Raw genomic sequence first — 15,298 nt, 5'->3', positions numbered from 1 at the left:
CTCCGCAAAATCGGCGAATCGAAAAGTGAGATTCGATTACTCGTCGTCCACGAGGACGGCGTTGACCTGACCGGTCTGGCCCGGACGCGAGGTCACGCGCGCTTTGCCTTCGGTCGTGACGATGACCGCGCCCTTCGTGATGATGTTTCGGCGGGCGTAGTTCGGGTTCGCGCCGTTTTCGAGCACGTCCTGAATCGTCGCGCTGACGGTTTCGTCGCCCGTCGTCACGTTGGCGGCGTCGGTGGTGAGCGCGCGAATCTTCGTGTTGCGGCCACGGGCGTCCGTGGTGCGGAAGCGCGGTTCGCCGACCTGCGTTTCGGTCGGTTGACGGCCGAGTTCGTGCTTCTTCTTCTTTCGGAGGGGCTTCAGTCGGCCACCGGTTCGCTTTCGGGTGGAGCGTCCTTGGTCTTTCATATCGTGAGGGTCGCCCACGAAATACTTCAATGGCTCGATTCGTGGCTCGACATCGGCAGATTTAGGCCGCAATATCCAGTTCTGCTTGACCATGAGTTTGCGGATAGCCGTCGCCGCGCCGTTCCAGCAAAACGGGCGCGAGCGGATGCGTGAAAGCGAGTTCGTCGTCGCGCTGTCGCTCGACCGAGACTGGTTTTCCCCCGACCAAGCGAAGCGTCTCGTCGATGTCGCCAGCGGACAGGGACTTCTCTCGCACGAAGACGAAACGCTCGTCGCGGAGTTCGACCCCGCCGACATCGAGATTCCGGACGAGTTCCAACCGGACGAAAGTCTGCTACAGGAGCAATCGACGTTCGAGAAGGTGCTCGACAAACTTGTCGCGCACGGAACAACGAAACAGACCGCGGTCGCCGAAATCAACGAACTGCAACAGGAAGTGGGCATCTCCGTCGAAGCCGCCGCTATCGTCTACGCGCGCCGGAAGGGAATCGACGTCAGCGGTGAAGCGGACGAAGCACTCGAAGACCTCAAAGCGTAAACCCGCGCTTCGCCAAAATCCGGATATGGTCGAGGACAGAACCACCGACGGCGTGCGCATCGCACAACTTCTCTCTTCGGAACTCGACGGGCGAGAAGACCCGCCGCTCGATTCGCTTGTCGTGGTAAACGCGAACCGCGACGTGGAACCGAGCGAAGACGGGACACTGGCCTACGAAGTCGAACAAAATAGTGGACCGAACGGCAAGCATGTGGTGAGCGTGTTCGTCCACCCCGACAGGATTCGGATGGAACTGACGGAGGGAATCGAATCGGCGGAGAAAACCGCACGCGAAGCTGACTTGCTGGTTCGCCCGAAAGCGGTCGAACCGCCGCGGGTGCTGATTTTCGTGGAACAAGGCGCGCACGTCAAACGCGCCGTTGACGCACTGATTGCCGGACTCGACGCTAATTAGACGGTTAGAGCGAGGAAAGCAAATCGGGGAGTCCCAGCACGAGTTCGTCGCGGTCGATGTGCGCGTCGGCAGCCGGTTCGGCTTCCGGGCCGCCGGGATACAGTACTTGAACGGTCATCATTCCGGCATCGTTCGCACCCAAAACGTCCATTTTGGGATTGTCGCCGACGTAGACGGTTTCTTCCGGTGACGATTCGAGTTCGGAACAGAGCGCGTCGAACGCCCGACTGTCGGGTTTTCCCGCGTCGAGTTCCCCCGTGACGATGGTCGTATCGAAGTACGGCTCCCAGCCGAGTTGCGCGATTTTCCCGCGTTGAGCGACGACCGGGCCGTTCGTGAGCAGGCCGACGCGGTAGTTCTGCCGGAGCGTATCGAGCATGTTCGGGATGCCAGTGAGCGGCGTGAGCGCGTCGAGAATCGCGTTTCGGTAGGCCTCCGTGAGCGTCTCGGACGAAATTTTGCTTTCCTCCGGAAGCAGGTCGGCGAAAATCGGCTCCCGCGTTTCGGTCGCGAGATGCCGACTGTGGGCATCGAGGTAGTCATCGCGCGAGAGCGACGGGGCGCTCACTGCTTCTGTCGCGTCCGAGAGAAGCGTCGCTCGCGGTCGGTCGGTTACCGCAAGCGTATCATCGAGGTCAAAACCCACAGCGGTCACGCGCATTTGATACGTCTACGAGCCGAGTGCTCTTTATCAGTTCGATACATCCATGACCCATCGCGAAAAGTTCGGAGTATGAACTTCTTCGACCGCCTCGGGGAACGAATTTCGGCCATCGACAGCATCGTCTCGGTCGGACTGGACGCCGACGTAGACCGAATCCCCGACCACCTCCACGACCACGACCTGCCGCGCTGGGCGTTCAATCGCCGAATCATCGACGCGACCCACGAGCACGCCGCGGCGTACAAGCCGAACGTCGCGTTTTACGAGGATAGGAATGGCTGGGCCGCACTCGAAGAAACCATCGCGTATGCGCGCGGAAAAAACGTTCCCGTTCTGCTGGACGCAAAGCGCGGCGACATCGGCAACACGGCTCGGAAGTACGCGAACCTACTCGACATGGCCGACGCGATTACGGTCAATCCGTACATGGGCCGCGATTCGCTCGACCCATTCCTCTCGCGCCAAGACAAGGGCGTGTTCGTGCTCTGTCGAACCTCGAACCCCGGCGGCACGGACATCCAAGACCTCGAACTGGCCTCCGGTGAATCGCTGTACGAGTGGGTCGCTTCGCTTGCAGACCTCTGGAATGCGAACGGAAACGTCGGACTCGTCGTCGGCGCGACGACGCCCGACGAACTGGAGGAAGTTCGTGAACGCGTTCCCGACCTCCCGTTCCTCGTCCCCGGCGTCGGCGCGCAGGGCGGCGACGCGGAAGCGGCGGCGACCTACGCCACCGCACGCGGTGCCGGACTGGTGAACTCCTCGCGGGGAATCATCTTCGCGGGCGAGGATGCTGGCGAGGATTTCCACAAAGCCTCCGGACAGGCGGCGAAGCAACTCAAAAAGCAGTTGAATCAGTATCGGTAGGGCGAAATCGTTTCCGGACAGCAGTTGTGGCCTACAACTGATGCGTCTCGTCGTCGGTGTCCGGCGGCCGAATATCCTCGCTTCCCGGGCCCTCCGGCGTTCGTTTTCCGCCGCCGCTCCCGCCACCGATTTCCGCCGCACATTCGACGCAGAAACCGGTGTCCCGATTCCAGTCGTCGTCGCAGACGAGGGCACCACAGCGGTCGCAGTCGTGCGTCGCTTTCGCCGTCTCACAGATTTGACACAGACCAGTGACGCTCATGTCTTCTCGTTTATCGCCGACGGCTATCAGTCTGTGGGCGGCGAGAGGCTTAACACCCATCCTCCCGTACCGCAGAACGTGCTCAGGTCGCGCCTCTTGCTCGGTCTTTCCGCGGTTTTCGCTGGGATTACGGTTTCCCTCACCATTCTCGGGCTCTGGTACAACCTGTTTCTGGTGATTTTCGCGATACCGTTCGGTATCACGACGGCTATCCTCTGGTACCACGCGACGGGCAGACTCCAGAAGAAAGTCGAGCGAGAGGCCGCCTACCGCGACCCGAATCGTGGATTCGGGTCGCCTCGCGGCGGGGGCCGACGGCGGACGCGACAGCGAACCCGTGGTCAGTCGCGCGCGCGAACGAGTTCACGTGCCCGAGAGCGAGCGCGATGGCAGGCGCGCGAACAGGCCCGGTGGGAAGCCCGAGAGGGCGACCGCAGACGAGCGACCGTCAACGGTTCGTCCGGCCCGAGTCCGGCGGAGGCATACCGAATCCTCGGCCTCGATGTCGATGCTGACGACGAGGCGGTTCGGGAGGCGTACCGCGAGAAGGTGAAAGACGTTCACCCAGACCGGGCCAACGGAAACGAAGAGGCGTTCAAACGCGTCAATCGCGCATACGAACGGGTTCGGAGCGACCGCTGAGAAGCAGTTCCAACTCCGATTATCAACTCCGGTACTGACGGACGAATTTATTACAGTCGGTTCATAACATTCTTCTTAGTAACTCATGCCGACAGTATCGTCCCCGGCTATCGACGCCCAGATAGCGGGGAATATTCGTTTTCAGGAATTGGGCCTCCAATACTATCAGAGATGTGTCAGTAAATGAGCAGTGGAAGGAAATCGACCGTGGTGTTCGTTGCGGTTCTCCTCTGTTCGGCCGTTGCCACGCCGATTATTTCGGGAGGTATCGCAAGTGGAAAGAGCGCTACGTTCGAGGACGCGACGGTGAGCGACCACCGCGGCGACGTTATCGAGATAACGGTGAAGACGAACGACGCCGCGACGGTCAACATCGGGTCGGAAGCCAACGGATTCTGGGTGCAGGCGAACGTGACGAAAGGAACGACGACCCTCGCCGTCAACACCTACCGGGCCGACGAGAACGACTCGGTTTCGCTGGTCGGGGGAAGTCTCAGAGGAACTCCAAACGCAATCGTTCCGTCGAGCACTGGCCCGCTCCAAACCGGCGAGTACGAAATGAACGTCACGGTCGATGGCGTCAGGCAGGACGTAGGGACGTTCACGGTGAAAGAGCGCGAGACGCGCGATGCACGCACGATGGTTCTCCCGGCCAACACTGACCTCTCGGAAATCCAATCGGCGGACAACCCGGCGGCCGACCTGCGGGAGGCCGCGTCGATGACCGACGCTAACGGAACGATTGCGCACGGCGACCAGTTCGTCTTCGCACTCAACGCCTCCGGACTCGGCGGTTTCGTCGAAAGCGCAAATCTGGCAGGTGATGCCGAGGGGGTATCCGTCACGTTCCGGGAGTCGAACAACGGCCGGAACACGACCCCGAAAGAGTTCACCGGTGAGGACGTAACTGCGGGCGACGAAGACCGTCTACTGCTCGACGAAGAGACGGACACGCTCTACCTGATTGCCGATACGGCGAGCCACGACATCGAAGTCGGCGAGGAGTACGACGCGACGTTCGAAGTCGGCGCAGACAATCCGATGGTTGCGGAATCCGAAGTCGCGGAAACGAGCGTTTCGGTGGTCGAACGCCGGGTGTCAGTCGATTACACCGGCGACGTGATGGTCGTGGCGAACGAGACGACTATCGGCGGCGACACGACGCTCGCGCCGGGAACGACCATCAACGTGAGCGTGTTCGACAAGGGAACGAATCCGTTCATCTGGCACGCAGACCCCGCGCCGGTCGTCACGGACAACCGAACGTTCGGCGCAACGTTCGATTTCAGCGACCTCGCGTCGGGCACCGAGTTCATGGTCGAACTCCGTGACCAAGAAAAGGAAATTCGCGGTATCGTCGCACCGACGCTCGAACCGGAAACGCCGGAGACGACGACCACCACTACGACTACGACGACAACCACAACCACGATCACAACAACCACCACGACAACAACGACGACAACGACCACGACAGCGCCGCCGACACCGATTCCGACCGAACAGCCGATTTCAGCGCAGACCGTCTCGGAGGGCGGTCTGCCCGGATTCAACGTAATCGTCTCGCTCGTGGCGCTTCTCGCCACCGCGCTCCTCGTCGCCCGCCGCTCACGATGAACATGTGTGATAATTTTTATAGGATGAGTGAAGATACCAGCACGAACGGATTGCCCTCTCCCCCACACAGACCATGATACGAAAAATGGAACAGTCCCAGTTCGCCGAGTTCGTCGCCGCCCTCTGGACGAAACAGGGCTGGCAAACACAGGTGACGACGAAGAAAGGAAAATCGTTCGTCACGCTTCAGCGAGAGGGCGCTGAGGGGTTAATTTGGGCGCGACCAGCGACGGGTGAGGGCGTCAGTGGCAAGGAACTCCAGCAGTTCGTCATGCTGTGCAAGCAGTACGGCGTCGGCGAGGGTGCCGTCGTCACCTCGGGGACGTTTTCGGAGGACGCGGCAAAAATCGGCTCGCAGGCGGGCGTGCAGTTGGTCGATGGCGAGAAACTGAAAACCATCATCGAAGCGCGCGAACTCCACGACCTCGTCGGACAGTACGCGAATGGCGACGGCGATGGAGATGGAACAGCCGCGTCGGAACCGGGTGATTCCGACGACGGCGTTTCCCTCCCGTTTTCGCTTTCGGATTCGGTGCCGGATTCACTGCCCGTCCAGCCGAAACTCGTGGCCGGTGTCGTCGTGCTCCTCCTCGGACTCGTCGGGGCGACCGTGGTCGCCCCGATGATTCTCGGAACCGGCGGGCAGGTCGAAACGCAGGACTGGAACGTGACCGCACAGTCCACGGCCGCGAACAACTCCACCGACTCGCTTTCCGTGCAGTGGAACGCAAAGCGCGTCTCTGAACTCGATTCGGATTCGCTCGACTCCGGCGACCCCGGCGTCTACAAACCGGACGAGGGCAAACAGTTCCTCCTCGTTACGATGAACGTCACGAACGAGGGCAGCGACTCGGTCGGACTCAGACCAGGCAATTTCGGCGTCCTCTCGAATGGAACGCTCTACGGCTATCAACCGCTGACAAACGTGACTGATTTCAGCCCGATGGTCATCGAAGAGGGTCAGACGGAAACCTTCAGTACGCTGGTTTCGGTCGATGCTGACGCCACCGACGCAACTCTCGTCGTGAGTGACCGGGCGAAACACGGCGGGATTTCGATTACGTTCCAGAAGGATTCAAATTTGGCCGTAGAACCGTAAATAGTAGTCCGGAGATCACTATATCTGACCGCTGTCAACGGTCTTGTAACGCGGGCAAACCTTTTGACTGACCGTCCCTAACTCGCGTTTATGAGCGCTGACCGCGCCGCCTTACAGCGGGCTCTCGACCGGGGAGAGCAGGAAGGCGGTAGCGTGGAGTTCAAGGAACGACTGACGAGGGAAATCCACCTTGCCGAAGGGCGAATGGAGAGTCTGGCCGCGCAGTTACGCCACCGTGTCCTCTCGGGGGATGGGGAAGCGACATACGTAGTCGGCGTCACCGACGACGGCGGACTGGCGGGAATCAACCCCGAACTCTTTTCGGAGTCGATGGACGTGCTTTCGTTCCTCGCCGAGGAAGCGGGTGCGCACATCGAAGACGTACAAACGTGGGGTATCGACGCCACAGAGACGAGCACACGCGCTTCGACCCGAAACGGAAACGGCGGCATCGTCGGCGTCGCCACCATCCGCGAAGGTGCCGTCCTCGAAACCGACAGCGAACACATCGTGGTCGGAACCGCAGGACACGTAGACCACGGGAAGAGCACGCTCGTCGGCAGTCTCGTCACCGGCCAGTCCGACGACGGCGAGGGCGGAACGCGGGGCTATCTGGACGTGCAACCACACGAGGTTCAGCGCGGACTCAGTGCCGACCTTTCCTACGCGGTGTACGGATTCGACGACGACGGCCCGGTTCACATGGACAATCCACACCGGAAATCTGACCGGGCGCGAATCGTGGAGGAGAGCGACCGACTCGTCTCGTTCGTGGACACCGTCGGCCACGAACCGTGGCTTCGGACGACGATTCGCGGCCTCGTCGGGCAGAAACTCGACTACGGCCTGCTGACCGTCGCCGCGGACGACGGCCCGACGAGGACGACGCGCGAACACCTGGGCATCCTGCTCGCGACCGAACTGCCGACCATCGTCGCCATCACGAAAACCGACATGGTGGACGAAGCGCGCGCCATGGAGGTCGAACGCGAAGTCGAACAACTGCTCCGCGAAGTCGGCAAAACGCCGCTCCGGGTCGAACGCCACGGCGTCGAAGTCGCAATCGAGGAAGTGGACACGAACGTCGTTCCCATCCTCATGACCAGCGCGGTCACCATGGAAGGGTTGGACGCCTTGGATACGATGTTCGAGCAGTTGCCGAAAACCACCGCCGACAGCGGCGAGTTCCGGATGTACATCGATCGGAGTTACAGCGTGACCGGCGTCGGCCCGGTCGCCAGCGGGACGATAAATTCGGGCGAGGTGGAGGCTGGCGACGAACTTCTCCTCGGGCCGATGCCGGACGGCGAGTTCCGCGAGGTGGAAGTCCGCTCCATCGAGATGCACTACCACCGCGTCGATGAGGCGAAGGCGGGGCGAATCGTCGGTATCGCGCTGAAAGGCGTCCGAGAAGCGGACATCGAACGCGGTATGGTTCTGGTTCCACCGGAAGCGGAACCGAACGCGGTCTGGGAGTTCGACGCCGAAGTGATGGTGCTGAACCATCCGACCAACATCGGCACCGGCTACGAACCCGTCGTCCACCTCGAAACGATGAGCGAAACTGCCATCTTCGAACCCGAAGGTGGCCGTCTCCTGCCCGGCGACAAAGGGACGACGAGTGTCCGATTCAAGTTTCGGCCATACCTCGTCGAAGAAGGCCAGCGATTCGTCTTCCGCGAGGGCCAGAGCAAAGGCGTGGGCACCGTCACCGACGTAACGTCAGTCGAGTAGGTTTATTTTCCCCTCGCCCGCAGTTTCGCCCATGTCGAAACTGCGATTCGATGCGACCACCGCGACGAAAGCGTTCACCGCGATTCTCCTGGTGGTTGCACTCGTCTCGGTCGTTGGGCTGGTTTCCGAACAGGGCGTGGGTGGGATGTTGGAAGGCCTTGCTATCCTATACCTCGTCGGTGTCCTCTTTATTGGCGTCTTCCGCGATATTACGCAGATTGCTCGGTGGCGGGCGGCCTTTTTCGGCGGCGTCGTCGTCTGGTCGCTGACCAACTACTTTGTTGCTGGCGGCGACCAGTTTTCCCTGCTGCTGGGCGTGGCGGGGTCGGTGATGCTCGTTCTGCTCGGCTATCGGTACATGCAGGCAGGAAAGTGAGCGGAAACACAGGTTGAAAGCCAAGCGAACAATCGAGGCGACGAGTTCACGCATCGCACCGAACTGGTTTCTCTTCGACGTATAAACCTACGCGCTCCGCCACGGATGCTCGGCGAGCGGATGGAGCGTTTCGAAGGCGAAATCCGGGGTCGGGTCGGGCGTGATTTCGGGATTTGCGGGCACCCACACCGCACCGAGTCCCGCGGCCTTCGCACCGGGAACGTCGGTGCTGAGCGAATTACCGACGTGAATCGCTCGTTCAGGTGTCGAGTCGAGTTCCGCCAACGCCGATTCGAACAGTTCCGGGTGTGGTTTGGCGCGCGCGTCGTGGCCCGCGAAGACGATTGCATCGACGTACTCGTCGATTCCGAGCGCCGTCATCTTCGTTCGCTGCATCTCCGGCGACCCATTCGTGACGATTCCGAGCGCGTAGTCGCGCGCGAGGGTTTCGAGCATCACGGGTGCGCCCAGCAGGTAGCGCACCCGCGACTGGTCACGAATATCGGCGAACGCCTCTGCGACCGTCCGACCTACGTTTGGGTCGTACTCCGCGTCGCGCGCAATCGCCGCGAAGCAGTTCGACCGCTGTTCGTCCACGCTTTTCCCCCGCTCCAGAAACTCGTCGTATCGGGCGTGGTACGCCGGGATGTCGAAGAACGGTTCGACGCCGACCCGGTCGAACGACGAGGAAAGCACGTCTCGCGAATCCTGTTCGTACTCCAAGAGTGTGTCGTCCAAATCGAAGAGAACCGTGTCGATGTCCATCACGCGAAAAAGAGGAGTTGTGCTGACAAAAATCATGCGTCGGCGAACATTTATATTCGAAGACGGAACCAGTTCGGTTCGATGCGCTCTGCCACTCCGATCGGTCGGTTTCGCCGACCAGTCGTACCTGACAGTACTACACCCGCCGATAATTCCCATCCACCCGCTCTGCCAGTCCCAACAGCACCGCCCAGTCCAGCATATTTCCGACTCGTTCGCGCCACACTTCCTCGACCCTACTCGGGTCTTTGTGGCGCTCCCACGTCGGAATCTCCTCGCGGAACTTCTCGAACACGGCCCGCTCGGAAAGTGGGCCGTGTTCGTCCAGTACGGACAGGACAATCGAAACGCCGTACACCCGCGATTGGAACGATTCGGCCAGTTTCTCCCGATCCGGGTCACGACGCAGTCGGGCGAACCCCGACTGCGTCTCTTCGGCCAGTTCGAGCGCCCGAAGGAAGGTGAGCCACGTCCGGGCCACGTCCCGACTCTGAAAGCCGAGTCGGTTCATCAGGCGGGCACAGCAGTCGTCCTCTGTGCCGGGAACCAGCGGCACCGCCTTCTGTGCGTCCGCCACGAAATCGAACTCCGCGGGTGCAGAGGGAACGAGTTTGAATTTCACAGGTCGAAGCTGTCCGCCAGTAGGTCGTGGTTCGTCTCGCCGAGGACGTGCGTCGGTCCGTTTACGACATCCACGGTCACCTGCGCCGGAGCGAAAACGCTCTCGGGAATCGCCTCGAAATCCCACTCTGCGTCGTCGAAGAACGTCTGGAACGTCGTGCCGTACTCGTCGCTCGCGGTCGATGGTAGTTCGTCGAATCGGTCGAACTCCTCGCGGACGGTGAGATGCACCCGACCGCCGTAGGCTAGCGCATCGTTCGTCCGCCCGATGGCGGTTGCTTCGTCGTGACTGACCGGTGCAACCGGGGCCGACCCTCTTACGGAGAGGATGTCCAACGGGTCGTATCCGAGTTCGCTGAGTCGGAAAGCGGCGAGTTCGGCGGCGCGGGAGGCGACGCTGACGCTCCCGGTGATGCTTCCCGTGGCGAACGTCGGGAGGAACACCGCGTTCGGTTCGACGCCCGCGAGATCGGCGACGTGTTCCGCGACCTTCTCGTCCGGAAGTCGGTCGGATTCGACTGCGAGGACGGCGAACTCGAACGAGTCGGCGTAACCGACGCGCTGATATTCGTCTTCCTCCGCGACCAGCGCGCGCGCAGGGCCGCTTCCCAGTCCGTCGAACTCATCGACGGTGAGTTCCCATCCCGCCTTCTGCGAACAGAGCAGTGCGAGCGCGGGTTGGTCGGTCGAGAGTTCGACGTAAGGAAACGGTGCGCCCGCAACGTCGCCCATCTGGGTTTGTACCGTGGCTAATCCGGCGGTCTGAAGTTCCGCGAGGAGGAGTCCGGCCTCCGTTCCGCCGTCCGCGTCGATACCGAAATCGAGGACGGTCGCTTCGTTGTCCAGTTCGTAGGCGGCGACGTTCAGTTCGCCCGCGAAGTCGATGGCCTCGTCAACGAGTTCAAGGGCCATTCGATTGAGGCTGTCCATGCTCCGAAATTGGTCGGCATCCGGTAAACCGTTTATCGGTTCACCGCCCGCTCGTTCGGACGCATCTCGGATTACTTTTCATGGTGGGTTGATAAGGCAAACTTGATGGTACGGGTGCGGGTCGATTGGCGGTCGAGCTGCAGTTTCGTCGGGACGATACTAAAATGGTTGTCGGTGCCGCTCTGTCTTCCCGCCGTCGTCGCGCTCTTGTACGCCGAACCGCTCGTCCCGTTCGCGGTCACTATTGCGGTCACGTTCGTCCTCGGCCTTGGACTCGAAAACCTCACCGAGGAGCGCACACTCGGCCACCGAGAAGCGTTTTTGATGGTCGCGTTGACGTGGTTTTCCATCGCGCTCATCGGGGCGATTCCGTTCGTTACGGCAGGAAGAGGTGCTGTTGCCTATCCGGTGAACGCGCTATTCGAGAGTACCAGCGGAATTACGACGACGGGAGCGACGGTTATCACCGACTTCGAGATTCACGCACAGTCGATTATGCTCTGGCGGCAACTAATCCAGTGGCTCGGCGGATTAGGAATCCTCGTCCTTGCGACTGCGGTGCTGTCGGAACTCGGCGTCGGTGGCGCGCAGTTGATGGAAACCGAGACGCGAACCCGCGACGTTCACAAGTTGACCCCTCGAATTGAGGAAACCGCCCGTCTGCTGTCGTCGCTGTACGTGGGACTGACCGTCCTCCAGATGGCGCTATTTTACGGTCTTCATCACGCAGGTTTCGCGCCGAACATGACGCTTTTTGACGCGGTCGCCCATCCGCTGACGACGGTATCCACGAGCGGGTTTTCGCCGCAACCGCTGAGTATCGGCGCGTTTTCACCAGCGATTCAGTGGGTGACGATTCCGTTCATGGCGCTCGGTGCGACCAGTTTCATTCTGCTGTATTTCACCCTACAGGGCGACACCAGTCGTCTCCGCCAAAGTGAGGAGTTCCGATTTTACGTCTCCTTGCTCGCCCTTTTCACGATTGTCGTCAGCATCCTCCTCGTCAACGACCCCGACTTCGACGGTACTATCGAAGCAACGCTTCGCCACGCCGCGTTTCAGGTCGTCTCCATCATGACCACGACCGGATACGCGACGGTGGATTTCAACGTGTGGTCTGCCGCCGCGAAACACATGCTGTTCATCTGCATGTTCATCGGGGGCATGGCCGGGAGTACCACCTGTTCCATCAAGACGTTGCGCTGGCTAGTCGTCATAAAGGCGTTCCGTCGGGACTTGTTCACTGCGACGCATCCATCCGTGATTCGTCCCGTATGGCTCAGCGGCGATGCAGTCGACGAGGAGTCGGTTCGCAGTATCTACGCCTACACGCTCATCTCCCTCGTCATCTTCGCCGCCGCGACGGTTTTCTTGGTGCTGGACGCCTCCCGCGTCGGTCCCGACATCGGCGAGTTCGACGCGATGGGCGCGGCGGCGGCCACCTTCCTCAACATTGGCCCTGGATTCGGCGTCGCCGGGCCGTTCGGGAGTTACGAACCGTTCTCGGATTCCGCAAAACTCGCGATGGTCGTGTTGATGTGGGTCGGGCGAATCGAGATTCTGCCGGTGCTCGTGTTGCTCACCCCTGCCTACTGGCGAACGTGAAGACGGTCGGTTGGGTCGGGTGGGTCGGTTGTCGCAGACAACCGACCATTCCGGGCCGACTGTCACAGGAAGACCCTCACAGGCCGACCTAGCCCGTCTCTACTCACTGCTCGCGTTTCGCTTCCCGGCCCAGTACGTCCTCGACGGCATCGACTTTTTCCTGCGCGCGCTGGTCGCTCGTTCGCTTGTCGTCGATTTTCAGCACCGTACTCACCCGGTCGCCATCGACCGCTTCGTGGGCGGCCTGCGCGGCCGCGAACAGGTCGTCAACCGACTCCGCTTCGATGACCGTCCCCATCGGATTCGTCTCGTAGGAGACGTCGAACTCGTCCAGTGCTTCCACCGCCTTTGCGACTTCGCCCGCCATGCTGTCCTCGGTGACCGGCGCGACGGAAAGGAGCGCGATTACTGTCATACTCCCCTCGTCGGTTGTCGGCTACCTAAGCGTGGGTGGTTTCTGTCAGATTGTTCACTGCTGTCGCGTCGGCGCTGTTCCCTGCTGATACCGTTGCGGTCGTTCTCCGTGGCCCTGTTCTTGCTCCCCTTCCGACCTCCCGCCACGTTCTTCCATCGCAGGTTGAATCGGTTCCCGCTGGAGGTGTGCTTCGAGGAACCAGAGGTATTGGTCCACTTCGCGGGATAACTCCGTGAGCAGGTCGGCCGTGTCTTGGTCGTTGTGTGCCTCCGCGGCGTCGATGCCCCCACGCAAGTTCGCGGCGTGAATCGACACGTTGTTGGCCAACGCTTCGACGTACTGCGGGCCGATGACCACGTCGGTTCGAATCTCGGGAATCCGCGAGTTCTCCGCCGTCATTCGAACCGTTCCCCGGGCTTCCCCGCCGAGTGCGGCCACTCGTTCGCCGAGTTCGTCGCCGTGTTCGAACAGCACGTCTGCGAACTCGTCGAACAGCAGATGCAGTTGGTAAAATTGCATCCCCTTGACGTTCCAGTGTGCGTACTTCGTCTGGGTCAGCAGGTCGGTCGTATCCGCGAGTTCCTGATTCAGCAGTTCCACGAGCGCCCGTCTATCGTCGTCGGGAACGTCGTTCTGCGTGAAAAACATCCGGGCGGTCTGGTTGTCTGGTCGATTCTCGTGTCGATTCGATCTTCTCTCCGGTCGGTTTTCTGGTCGGCTCATTTTCCCCACCTCATGCTCTGGACGGCGGATTCCGGCAAGAGGATTTCGGCGGATGAATCGCGCCGCCACTCCTCGCCGTCGTCCTTCGTCTTCACTCCTCGAACGCCTCGCGCAGTGCTTCCCCCGCCCGGTCGAGCGCGTCGTCCGCCCGTTCGACGTCGGGAAACGGGTCGTCCAACTGCCGCATGTTGAGGAAGTCGTGAATCATTGCGCCGTAGTTCACGTGTTCGATTGAGACACCCGCCTCGTTCAATCGACTCGCGTATGCGGTTCCCTCGTCGCGCAAGGGGTCGTATCCCGCGGTCAACACGAATGCGGGCGGCAAGTTCGACAAATCACGAGCGAGGAGCGGCGAAGCACGCACGTTGTTTCCATCCACATCCTCTCGCAGATAGTGGTTCCAGAACCAGATCATGAGCGGTCGGGTGAGGAAGTAGCCCGACCCATTCTGGCTGTAGGATTCCGTCCCGTAATCGTGGTTCGTTACCGGATAGGCGAGCAGTTGGAAGTCGATGTCAGGCGCGCCGAGTTCCTTTTCGTCTGCCATCTGCGCCACAATGGCCGCGAGGTTCCCGCCCGCACTCTCCCCGCCAACGGCCAATTTGTCGGGGTCTGCGCCGATTTCCTCGGCGTGCGTCGCCGTCCACTTCGTCGCCCCGTAGGCGTCTTCGACCGCCGCCGGAAACGGATTTTCGGGTGCCTTCCGGTATTCGACCGAAACGACTACGCAGTCGCCTCGGTTCGCCAGCGACCGTGCGACCGAATCGTGGGTGTCGAGATTGCCCAGCACCCACCCGCCGCCGTGGAAGTAGACGAGCGCGGGGTGTTGGCCGTCCTCACTCCCCTCGGGCGTGTAGATTCGAACCGGGATGTTCTTGCCGAACGTTCCGATGATTCTCTCTTCGACCGCCGCGACTGATTCGGGCTCTGCCTCGGGCGTGAACGCATCGGTGTGCAGGGCGCGGGCCTGTTCGACGCTCAGCGTCTCGACCTGTGGAACGCCCTCCGATTCGAGCGTTTCGAGGAACGATTCGGCGTCCGGGTCGAGTTCCTTTGCTCGCTTTGCGGTTATCTCGGTTTCAGAGTTTTCTGACGACATGGTTTTGCCAGAAACGAGTCGTGGGGGAGGTAGGTAAGCGTAATTGCCGATAAAACTCAGTCGTCTGAATGCACTTCCTTCCGCCCACTCAACTCCTCCGGTATGAGTCGGAAGTGCCGAAACGGAACGTCTTCCGGCGGTTGGTCGAAAATATCCACTACCGGAATTTGAACGCCCCACAACCGCTGCGCGGCGGCGGAGTCGTATGGCAACTCGTCTACCGATTCAAGGTGGCCACTCGCCACGACGCTCCGATAGCCCGCGCCCGTTTTTTCGTGCACGACGAACGAAACCGGGTCGTCGAGTAGGGTTTCCTTCCCGCTTCCCTCCGGGAACGCGAGTCGGAAGTAGAAACTGCTCGTATCTTCGTAGTAGCCATACGACACCGGGAGCGTAAACGGCGGGTCGTCCGCGGGCGTCGAAAATGAGATGACGCCCGTGCCGCCCTCTCCGAGAAAGTCGTTCATCTCTCCGTCCGTCATCCCCACCCACCGAAGTCCCTGCATAAACGG

Annotated in this window: 19 protein-coding genes; 9 read left to right on the top strand and 10 right to left on the bottom strand. The window is 61.1% G+C overall.

The window, feature by feature from the left end; translation table 11 throughout:
• Positions 1-36: 36 nt before the first annotated feature.
• On the bottom strand, positions 37-414 hold the full coding sequence (locus BW974_RS10305) for a 30S ribosomal protein S8e (protein ID WP_076430338.1): 378 nt from the start codon (positions 412-414) through the stop codon (positions 37-39).
• 91 nt (positions 415-505) lie between these two features.
• Here BW974_RS10305 and BW974_RS10300 point away from each other — a divergent pair, with 91 nt between their 5' ends.
• Positions 506-952, top strand: a complete 447-nt coding sequence (locus BW974_RS10300) for a DUF2240 family protein (RefSeq protein WP_076430031.1) — start codon at positions 506-508, stop codon at positions 950-952.
• A 25-nt stretch (positions 953-977) separates the two neighbouring features.
• A complete protein-coding gene (locus BW974_RS10295; protein WP_076430030.1) occupies positions 978-1,367 on the top strand; it encodes a DUF7993 family protein in 390 nt (129 codons plus the stop codon).
• 4 nt (positions 1,368-1,371) lie between these two features.
• Here the strand turns inward: BW974_RS10295 and BW974_RS10290 are convergent, their stop codons facing one another.
• Complete coding sequence (locus BW974_RS10290; RefSeq protein ID WP_076430029.1) at positions 1,372-2,028, bottom strand: HAD family hydrolase; 657 nt, start codon at positions 2,026-2,028, stop codon at positions 1,372-1,374.
• Between the two features lie 72 nt (positions 2,029-2,100).
• Here BW974_RS10290 and pyrF point away from each other — a divergent pair, with 72 nt between their 5' ends.
• A complete protein-coding gene (pyrF, locus tag BW974_RS10285; RefSeq protein ID WP_076430028.1) occupies positions 2,101-2,898 on the top strand; it encodes an orotidine-5'-phosphate decarboxylase in 798 nt (265 codons plus the stop codon).
• 31 nt (positions 2,899-2,929) lie between these two features.
• Here pyrF and BW974_RS10280 read toward each other — a convergent pair whose 3' ends face one another.
• On the bottom strand, positions 2,930-3,160 hold the full coding sequence (locus BW974_RS10280) for a hypothetical protein (protein ID WP_076430027.1): 231 nt from the start codon (positions 3,158-3,160) through the stop codon (positions 2,930-2,932).
• A gap of 78 nt (positions 3,161-3,238) precedes the next feature.
• Here BW974_RS10280 and BW974_RS10275 point away from each other — a divergent pair, with 78 nt between their 5' ends.
• The 5 genes from BW974_RS10275 (at position 3,239) to BW974_RS10255 (ending at position 8,628) form a co-directional block, all read left to right on the top strand.
• A complete protein-coding gene (locus tag BW974_RS10275) occupies positions 3,239-3,802 on the top strand; it encodes a J domain-containing protein (RefSeq protein WP_245799990.1) in 564 nt (187 codons plus the stop codon).
• A 183-nt stretch (positions 3,803-3,985) separates the two neighbouring features.
• A complete protein-coding gene (locus BW974_RS10270; RefSeq protein ID WP_076430026.1) occupies positions 3,986-5,419 on the top strand; it encodes a BGTF surface domain-containing protein in 1,434 nt (477 codons plus the stop codon).
• Between the two features lie 85 nt (positions 5,420-5,504).
• Positions 5,505-6,518, top strand: coding sequence for a restriction endonuclease (locus BW974_RS10265; RefSeq protein WP_245799988.1), 1,014 nt, complete (start codon positions 5,505-5,507; stop codon positions 6,516-6,518).
• Between the two features lie 90 nt (positions 6,519-6,608).
• Positions 6,609-8,252, top strand: a complete 1,644-nt coding sequence (locus BW974_RS10260; protein WP_076430024.1) for a GTPBP1 family GTP-binding protein — start codon at positions 6,609-6,611, stop codon at positions 8,250-8,252.
• A 31-nt stretch (positions 8,253-8,283) separates the two neighbouring features.
• Entirely contained in the window at positions 8,284-8,628 is a 345-nt protein-coding gene (locus BW974_RS10255) for a hypothetical protein (RefSeq protein ID WP_076430023.1), read from the top strand.
• Between the two features lie 87 nt (positions 8,629-8,715).
• Here the strand turns inward: BW974_RS10255 and BW974_RS10250 are convergent, their stop codons facing one another.
• The 3 genes from BW974_RS10250 to mch form a co-directional block, all read right to left on the bottom strand.
• Complete coding sequence (locus BW974_RS10250) at positions 8,716-9,393, bottom strand: HAD family hydrolase (RefSeq protein ID WP_076430022.1); 678 nt, start codon at positions 9,391-9,393, stop codon at positions 8,716-8,718.
• Between the two features lie 136 nt (positions 9,394-9,529).
• Positions 9,530-10,015 (bottom strand): double winged helix-containing putative transcriptional regulator, encoded by a 486-nt coding sequence (locus BW974_RS10245; protein ID WP_076430021.1) that lies wholly within the window; start codon positions 10,013-10,015, stop codon positions 9,530-9,532.
• Positions 10,012-10,944 carry a methenyltetrahydromethanopterin cyclohydrolase gene (gene mch, locus BW974_RS10240; protein WP_076430020.1) on the bottom strand — a complete coding sequence of 311 codons (933 nt, stop codon included), beginning with the start codon at positions 10,942-10,944 and terminating at the stop codon, positions 10,012-10,014. Before mch ends, BW974_RS10245 begins: the two co-directional genes overlap by 4 nt.
• 105 nt (positions 10,945-11,049) lie before the next feature.
• Here mch and BW974_RS10235 point away from each other — a divergent pair, with 105 nt between their 5' ends.
• The gene (locus BW974_RS10235) at positions 11,050-12,549 is read left to right on the top strand and encodes a TrkH family potassium uptake protein (RefSeq protein WP_076430019.1); all 1,500 of its coding nucleotides are present in this window, start codon (positions 11,050-11,052) and stop codon (positions 12,547-12,549) included.
• Between the two features lie 103 nt (positions 12,550-12,652).
• Here the strand turns inward: BW974_RS10235 and BW974_RS10230 are convergent, their stop codons facing one another.
• The 4 genes from BW974_RS10230 to BW974_RS10215 all read right to left on the bottom strand — a co-directional run bounded on the left by BW974_RS10230 (position 12,653) and on the right by BW974_RS10215 (position 15,292).
• Positions 12,653-12,964 carry an MTH1187 family thiamine-binding protein gene (locus BW974_RS10230; RefSeq protein ID WP_076430018.1) on the bottom strand — a complete coding sequence of 104 codons (312 nt, stop codon included), beginning with the start codon at positions 12,962-12,964 and terminating at the stop codon, positions 12,653-12,655.
• Between the two features lie 54 nt (positions 12,965-13,018).
• A complete protein-coding gene (gene dps / locus BW974_RS10225) occupies positions 13,019-13,687 on the bottom strand; it encodes a DNA starvation/stationary phase protection protein Dps (RefSeq protein WP_084186228.1) in 669 nt (222 codons plus the stop codon).
• 91 nt (positions 13,688-13,778) lie between these two features.
• Positions 13,779-14,786, bottom strand: coding sequence for an alpha/beta hydrolase (locus BW974_RS10220; RefSeq protein ID WP_076430017.1), 1,008 nt, complete (start codon positions 14,784-14,786; stop codon positions 13,779-13,781).
• Positions 14,787-14,842: 56 nt separating this feature from the next.
• Positions 14,843-15,292 (bottom strand): pyridoxamine 5'-phosphate oxidase family protein, encoded by a 450-nt coding sequence (locus BW974_RS10215; protein WP_076430016.1) that lies wholly within the window; start codon positions 15,290-15,292, stop codon positions 14,843-14,845.
• Positions 15,293-15,298 lie beyond the last annotated feature (6 nt).

Origin of the sequence: Haladaptatus litoreus (genome assembly GCF_900156425.1) — an archaeon.
GTDB classification, from domain to species: Archaea; Halobacteriota; Halobacteria; order Halobacteriales; family Haladaptataceae; genus Haladaptatus; species Haladaptatus litoreus.
The sequence above is the reverse complement of the archived record's forward strand: the minus strand, read 5'-3'. Positions and strand labels throughout refer to the sequence as shown.

What these genes read in the sequence shown, in the direction of transcription:
- BW974_RS10300 (WP_076430031.1), top strand. Translation starts at nt 506, where the DNA reads ATGAGTTTGCGGATAGCCGTCGCCGCGCCGTTCCAGCAAAACGGGCGC.
- BW974_RS10305 (WP_076430338.1), bottom strand. Translation starts at nt 414, where the DNA reads ATGAAAGACCAAGGACGCTCCACCCGAAAGCGAACCGGTGGCCGACTG.
- BW974_RS10220 (WP_076430017.1), bottom strand. Translation starts at nt 14,786, where the DNA reads ATGTCGTCAGAAAACTCTGAAACCGAGATAACCGCAAAGCGAGCAAAG.
- BW974_RS10290 (WP_076430029.1), bottom strand. Translation starts at nt 2,028, where the DNA reads ATGCGCGTGACCGCTGTGGGTTTTGACCTCGATGATACGCTTGCGGTA.
- BW974_RS10295 (WP_076430030.1), top strand. Translation starts at nt 978, where the DNA reads ATGGTCGAGGACAGAACCACCGACGGCGTGCGCATCGCACAACTTCTC.
- BW974_RS10250 (WP_076430022.1), bottom strand. Translation starts at nt 9,393, where the DNA reads ATGGACATCGACACGGTTCTCTTCGATTTGGACGACACACTCTTGGAG.
- BW974_RS10215 (WP_076430016.1), bottom strand. Translation starts at nt 15,292, where the DNA reads ATGCAGGGACTTCGGTGGGTGGGGATGACGGACGGAGAGATGAACGAC.
- mch (WP_076430020.1), bottom strand. Translation starts at nt 10,944, where the DNA reads ATGGACAGCCTCAATCGAATGGCCCTTGAACTCGTTGACGAGGCCATC.
- BW974_RS10265 (WP_245799988.1), top strand. Translation starts at nt 5,505, where the DNA reads ATGGAACAGTCCCAGTTCGCCGAGTTCGTCGCCGCCCTCTGGACGAAA.
- BW974_RS10260 (WP_076430024.1), top strand. Translation starts at nt 6,609, where the DNA reads ATGAGCGCTGACCGCGCCGCCTTACAGCGGGCTCTCGACCGGGGAGAG.
- dps (WP_084186228.1), bottom strand. Translation starts at nt 13,687, where the DNA reads ATGAGCCGACCAGAAAACCGACCGGAGAGAAGATCGAATCGACACGAG.
- pyrF (WP_076430028.1), top strand. Translation starts at nt 2,101, where the DNA reads ATGAACTTCTTCGACCGCCTCGGGGAACGAATTTCGGCCATCGACAGC.
- BW974_RS10270 (WP_076430026.1), top strand. Translation starts at nt 3,986, where the DNA reads ATGAGCAGTGGAAGGAAATCGACCGTGGTGTTCGTTGCGGTTCTCCTC.
- BW974_RS10230 (WP_076430018.1), bottom strand. Translation starts at nt 12,964, where the DNA reads ATGACAGTAATCGCGCTCCTTTCCGTCGCGCCGGTCACCGAGGACAGC.
- BW974_RS10280 (WP_076430027.1), bottom strand. Translation starts at nt 3,160, where the DNA reads ATGAGCGTCACTGGTCTGTGTCAAATCTGTGAGACGGCGAAAGCGACG.
- BW974_RS10255 (WP_076430023.1), top strand. Translation starts at nt 8,284, where the DNA reads ATGTCGAAACTGCGATTCGATGCGACCACCGCGACGAAAGCGTTCACC.
- BW974_RS10235 (WP_076430019.1), top strand. Translation starts at nt 11,050, where the DNA reads ATGGTACGGGTGCGGGTCGATTGGCGGTCGAGCTGCAGTTTCGTCGGG.